Below are 6,535 nucleotides of genomic sequence, written 5' to 3'. Positions count from 1 at the left end.
TATCCCAAGGAGGCGGTCGAGAAAATACCCGTCTTTTATTTGACGCTTACGTATTCGATTATTTCGAACCAGGAAGGCGATGGAATAAACATAGAATTTGAGTCTGATTCTTTCTTCCCCGCTCCCTTTTTCATTCCTTTGCAGGTCAAAACAGACATGAGCAGATTACAAGCTCCACCTGTTCCCCGCTTATAAAATATAGATGAATCTGCTCCCGGCAAAACTTCTTCTCGAGCTGACCGCTCAGGATTCTTATTTTTTGCGGGTTTGGGGGCAGAAGCGGAGGTTTATTTATGTACGATATGATTATTGTCGGCGCAGGTCCTGCGGGAATCAGCGCTGCTGTTTATGCGAAAAGCCGCGGCAGGGACGTTGTTGTCCTGGATGAAAACGGTGTAGGCGGCCTCATTAAGAACGTCTCCTGCATTACCCATTACGAAGGCGTTCTGGACCAGGAAACCGGTGCAGAATTTGCGAAGCGCATGCAGGATCAGGCAGATCGCTACAACGTGGAAGTCGTTGAGGAAAAAGTTATCGATACAAAACTCGATCAGCCAATGAAAACGGTAGTGACCGAGCAGAATACATATACCGCTCCCGTTGTAATCATTGCGGCCGGCGGAACAAAGAAGAAACTGGGCATTCCCGGTGAAGACAATCCAGGCATGTATCTGAACGCGCCGAGAGATGCCAAAACGTATGCCGGTAAAGATGTTTATGGTATTGGCGGTGCAGACGGGGCCGTGAAAGAAGCGCTGTATCTTTCTGAATTTGCGAATAAGGTTTATCTGGTCTGCATTGAACCGGCTCTGGCCTGTATTGCTGAGTTCCGTGAAAAAGTCGCCGATAACGACCGCATTGAAGTCATTGCCCACAGCGCCCTTACTGAAGTGAGCGGAAACGAACAAGTCGACACTCTCACCCTGACCGATCTGAACGATGGATCGGAGCGTATTATTACCGATCCAGGTGCCGGTATTTTCGTTTATGCGGGTGCCATTCCAAATTCCCCGCTTTTCAAAGGCGTGAAAACCGATGAAGCCGGCTACATTCTAACCGATGAATCGATGGAAACCAATCTGGACGGCGTTTATGCCATCGGAGATATTCGGGCGAAAAAAGTGCGTCAGGTTGTAACCGCAGCAAGCGATGGAGCCATTGCGGCGATTTCTGCCAGTTTCAAAAACTAAGGATTCGGACATTTGCCGAGCGGATTTGAAATTTCAAATCGCTCGCTCTTCCATTGACGAAAAGACGAATCGGAAGAACTGAACATTACTCGTTCACGTTCTTCCGTTTTTTTCATCGAAGTACCATGTCATTAAGTTAACCGAATGGCATTGACGTAACACGTTCAGTTTGCTGAATAATTCAACATTTTCGACAGTTTCTTACTGTTTCGGATCATAATGTCTCATTTAAATATCTTAGTTACCGCAACGGATTGTATTTTTTCAAAATGATACATTTCAGATGAGAGCATGTGGACAGCCATGACAGTAAGGGAGGCTTTTATGAAGCGGTGGAACAATCAAAAACATGTATATGGTAAAGATCAGTCCCAAAAGGTCTTTTACAAAAAGCGAAGGCAAAAACAATCCGGTTTCCTGCACTGGATGCTTTCCTGGCTGGTCATTTTTGCGCTTTGTCTGGGATACGGCGTTTCCATCGTTCCCTCTCATGCGCAGGAAACGAACTTCTCATCCGCAAAGGTTTCTCAGACGATGGAAACGACACAGCAAGCGGATCACGATGCAGAAGGATCCTCGCCTTCGGCCGGCAGCTTTGCAGGCGGTGAACGCGTTCTGACGCCCCGCGAAGCGGCAAGCGGCTGTAATGCCGATCATACGATTTCTTTTTCCATGTCCGCAGATCCGTACAGTTCTCTGCAGACGTCCATGTCGAGGATCGGGGAAATTCTTGTTTCCAAAAACGTCCAGCTGCATACGGCCAGTCAGCCGGAAGATTCCTCGTTTGACGTATCGCTCTCCGCGCTTTCAAGCTGGACGAACGTTACCGGTCTTTTAAGCAATCCGGTAGATGTTGTCATGGTTCTCGACACTTCTGGAAGCATGATAGCCAGCTATAACGATTCCGGAATGACGCGTATTGAAGCCATGAAAGATTCCGTGAATCTGTTTATCAACAGTCTGGAAAAATCAAACAGCGAGATCGGGGAGAATTCCCTGAAATCCAATCTCGGAATTATTACGTATAACGATGATGCAAAGGTGGAAATCCCTTTGACCAGCGATATACAGTCCCTTCGGAACTGCGTTAACGCGCTTTCGGTCCAAGGCGTTACCTGCTGCAACCTTGGCCTCCAGGAAGGCGAGAAAATGATTCAGGAATCCCAGCAGGACGGCCGCAGCAAGATCGTCATCTTTTTTACCGACGGCATGCCCTCGAACGGTTACGGTTTCACCCGTTCCATCGCCAACGAAGCGGTTTCCGCGGCCAGCAGCATTCGAAAATCCGGAGCCAGGATCTATTCGATCGGCATTTTCCCTGGTGCTGATCCCAATGTCGACGTTGCGCTGGTCAATGGCCAGGAAAATACAAACCGCTTCATGCAGGCGGTTTCTTCGAACTTTCCGGACGCCACCCTGTATTCCGAAGACCTCGGGCCGCGCTCTTCCGATCAGTATTATTTGAGCGCCGACAATCCAGCCGATCTGGAAGCCGCTTTTGACTTTGTTTTCCAGACGATGGACGGCGGAAGCGGCTATCCGACCCAGACCGATCCGAACGCTCCAGAAAGTTCCGGGTATATCACCCTGCACGACGAAGCCGGTGAGTGGATGCAGTATGACGATCCCATCCTTTCGGTAAACGGGCAGGAATATTCTCCTGTCTCGCAAAGTGCAAATGGAAATGTTGTTTTCTATCGCTTCTCTGGGCAAGTGCCGACCAACGCACCAGGCGTCATGGCCAATCTGTCCGATATCAAGGTGACGATCACCAAAGGACAGCACGGAATTGGCGATATTCTCGAAACCCAGATTCCGGCAGTCCTTCTTCCACTTGATGTGTATGCGCGCACGTCCCTGCCGGAAAAAGAAAACATGAGCGATTCGGCACAAGTCACTTATGCGATTCCAATTTCCGTGCAGACAACGGCGAGCCTGAATATTTCTATGAAAGATGCTTTAAAAGGAATCAAAAACGATAGCTCGCTGGAATCGGTCAACTGGTTGAACACCCATGCCCAAAGCTCGACCGCGCAGCAAATCAGCATGTACAGTTTCTTTTCCAATCAATGGGAAAGCCGTCGCGCAGCCTGGGCTTCCTTTACCCCTGCAGCGGAAAACGAGTTTTATAATGCCGAACATTCTGATCCGACAGCGTTACAGACCGCGCTTAAAGAAAACAATCCGACCGAAACCGAAAAAAACCTTACGACACTGGAAAAAGAGAGCGAAACAGACGGTTCATCCTATCGTCTGTATCTTGGAAATAACGGACGGCTCGATCTCTCTCTCGACCATTCCGTCACCATTTCAAAAACCGTGCTTTCCCAGGACGATTACCCCGCTCCCGATACGGTATTTACTTACGAAGCCACACTGACTCAGCCGGATGGAACTCCCTTTACTGGAGAGATCGATATCGAAAATACGGAGCATCAGGACGATCAGCTGTCGTTCACAAACGGAAAAGCATCGTTCAGACTTTCCAGCACACAGTCCATCCGTCTTAAAAATGTTCCTTTGTATTCTTCCCTTCAAATCGAAGAAACCCCTGTTCCGGGTTTCACCTGCTCGGTTCATACGATTCATGGAAGTCAAACGGAGGAAAGCGACAGCAATTCCTCAGAAGTCCTTGAATTCATCCCGGGTACGCGCGCATCCATTCATTTTGTGAATACGTATTCCCTGAGCCCATTAACGCTGACGCCGGATCAGAGTTATCTGCGCGGCGAAAAAGTCCTCACCGGCAGAAACTGGCAGAATGGCGATTCCTTTACTTTTGAAGTCCGTGCCCTTTCCCCGGCGAACGCCCCGCTGCCGCAAAAAGCGAATGCGGTCGTTCAGGAATCGGACGCTTCGAGAGCGTTTGACTTTGGATCGGTTACGTTTGATCGTCCCGGTCAATACATTTACGCGATCTATGAAAAAGAACCGGAAGAATCTCTTCCCGGCGTCTCAAATTCCCTGAGCGTGTATGCGGTGCAGATCACGGTAACCGATGGCGGCAACGGAACGATGCAGGTCGGCCCCCCCCAGATTATTCAGCTGCGAAATGATCAGGGCGAATCGGTTCAGAACGCAGTCGGTTCCGCCGTATTTACCAATGCGTATAATGCGCAGGAAACCCAGTACAGTCCTTCCATCACCAAACAGATTGCAGCGTTTCCAAACGGTTCAGACAGCGAACAAAGTGGCGTAGCCGCCCCTGACGCATTTACGTTTTCCTTTACCCTTCACGCACTCGATGAAGACGCTCCGATGCCTGCGGGAACTTCCAATGGGTCCGTTCAGGCTGCCAATGCCGGAGCGCTAGTGCAGTTCCCGGCGATTTCCTTTGATTCTTCACACATCGGCAAGACGTACCATTACGAGATCAGCGAAGATCCAATTGAGTCCCTCAACCCGGCTGTTCCTGGCATGTCGGCAAGCAATCAGAAGATTCTTCTGGACGTGGTGGTTACCCGAGCACTGGTGTACGGCACGGAAACCGTAGTCTGCACGCCACAGTATTTTACGCAGGATCATCAGCCGCTCACTCCAGAGCAGGCCGTGCTGACCAACCATTACGAGTATTCCCCAGCCATCGCATCGATCCAGGGTGAGAAAACGTTGCAGGGACGCGATATGGCAGCCAATGAATTCTCGTTTACTCTTTCCGGTGCAAATCCGGAAACGATCCAGGCGATTGCAGACAAAAGCATTCAGATCTCGGATCCCGTCTATTCTGGAGCTGCAGAAAACGGCAGTCCAGCCGACTTTTCCTTTGAAAACATTCAGTTTTTAAAGCCGGGACGCTACTTCTTCCAGATTCAGGAAGATCCAACCCATTCGCCGGCCATTGAACAGGATGCGAGTCTTCATTATGTGATGGCCGAAGTAGCTCTTGATACTCGAACCGCCAGTTTGCAGGCGCATATTACGTATCTCAATCACGCCGACTACGACGCGAACGCGCTTCAGTTTGAAAATCTCTATGCGCCGCAGTTCGATGAACAGAGTGCCGTTTCCTTAACTGGAGGAAAAATTGTTCTCTCCTCCACAGCGGATTCTGGAATCGAAGATGCGATCTTCCGTTTTCTGATGACGGATCCAAAAGGGGTACAAAGCGTTTTGTATTCGCCTCAAGGCGCCTTTGATATTTTGAAAAATCAGACGTTCCACAAGGCTGGAATTTATGTATACCAGCTGGAAGAACTCCCTGCCGTCTCCGGTTATCCGCAGGAAGCTCTGCAGTTTGATTCGGCCAAATATCGAATTGAAATCGATGTAGTCGATAACGGACAGGGCGTGCTTACTGCTCAGCAGCCCAGAATCTTCCGCAATGATCAGCCGGTCGATCAGATTCTTTTTGAAAACCCAATTGCCGCGATTCCCGCTGTTGCCGATGCGCTCCCGTTTGGTACAAAGGAACTGAGCGGCAAAACACTCGAAGAAAATGAATTCCATTTTACCTGGAGTCTGAAAACGGACGTCGCGGATGGCGTATTCGTCGACGGCAATTTATGGGACAGTCCGCAGGAAGTTACCAATGCGGCCAATGGCGATATTGCCTTTTTCGGCAAGGAACTTCGCTTTGTAAAGCCCGGTCATTACGAAATCACCCTGCAGGAAAATGCCGGAGAGGATCAAAATATTCACTACGACAGTACCCTGCTCAAGTGGAGCTACAATGTGTCCCTTAAGGAAGGTGCACTGACTATTTCCGTCGTCTGGCCGCAGAATCTCCCATTTCATAATGTGTATACATCCTCCGCGACCGAGCCGGTAAGGGTTGCAGTCGCCGCGAAAAAGCAGCTGAAAAACGGAACCCTCAAGGAAGGGGCATTTTCCTTTGAACTTGTTCACGATGGAAACGTCATTCAGACCGTCACCAACAAAAAGGACGGATCGATTGTCTTTGATCCGCTGACTTTCGACCAGGAAGGCACAGAAGAACTGATTCTTCGTGAAAAGGCCGGAAAGGATACCAGCATTGAATACGACTCGTCGCAGTTCAAAGTGAACGTTAAAATTGAAAAAGACAGCTCGGGAAAACTGGCAGCAGCCGTTACCTATGACAAAGAGCCTGTCTTTGTGAATATGGTTAAATCCGCCGCTCCAAAGCCCGCTTGGCCGCCAAATACAGGAAATCTGACTTTTGTCTGGTTCTGGATCCTTCTCTTTACGGCAGCAGGAAGCACGATTCTATATTTACGGAAACGCGTCCAATAACCAGCTTTAAGAGCTGAGTTCCAAAGTGGATCAGTTTTCAATTACGCAACTGGACCAGTTTTCAATTGACAAAAACAATTAATTAGAACTTTCCCAACGAGCTTAACTATACAAATCGCTCGTTTTTGAAATTT

General features: G+C 49.1%; 3 protein-coding genes. All 3 read left to right on the top strand.

The features are described 5' to 3' along the window. On the top strand, positions 1-195 hold a 195-nt coding region (locus ACLUYS_RS08945; protein ID WP_412659648.1), incomplete at its 5' end, for a hypothetical protein. 98 nt (positions 196-293) lie between these two features. Next, entirely contained in the window at positions 294-1,190 is an 897-nt protein-coding gene (locus ACLUYS_RS08940) for an NAD(P)/FAD-dependent oxidoreductase (protein ID WP_412659647.1), read from the top strand. A gap of 324 nt (positions 1,191-1,514) precedes the next feature. Then, entirely contained in the window at positions 1,515-6,401 is a 4,887-nt protein-coding gene (locus ACLUYS_RS08935) for a Spy0128 family protein (protein WP_412659646.1), read from the top strand. Positions 6,402-6,535: the final 134 nt, after the last annotated feature.

Source organism: Allobaculum sp. (assembly GCF_047010065.1).
Lineage (GTDB): Bacteria > Bacillota_I > Bacilli_A > Erysipelotrichales > Erysipelotrichaceae > Allobaculum > Allobaculum fili.
Note: the sequence above shows the minus strand (reverse complement) of the source record. Positions and strands in the feature narration are given on the sequence as shown.

What these genes read in the sequence shown, in the direction of transcription:
- ACLUYS_RS08940 (WP_412659647.1), top strand. Translation starts at nt 294, where the DNA reads ATGTACGATATGATTATTGTCGGCGCAGGTCCTGCGGGAATCAGCGCT.
- ACLUYS_RS08935 (WP_412659646.1), top strand. Translation starts at nt 1,515, where the DNA reads ATGAAGCGGTGGAACAATCAAAAACATGTATATGGTAAAGATCAGTCC.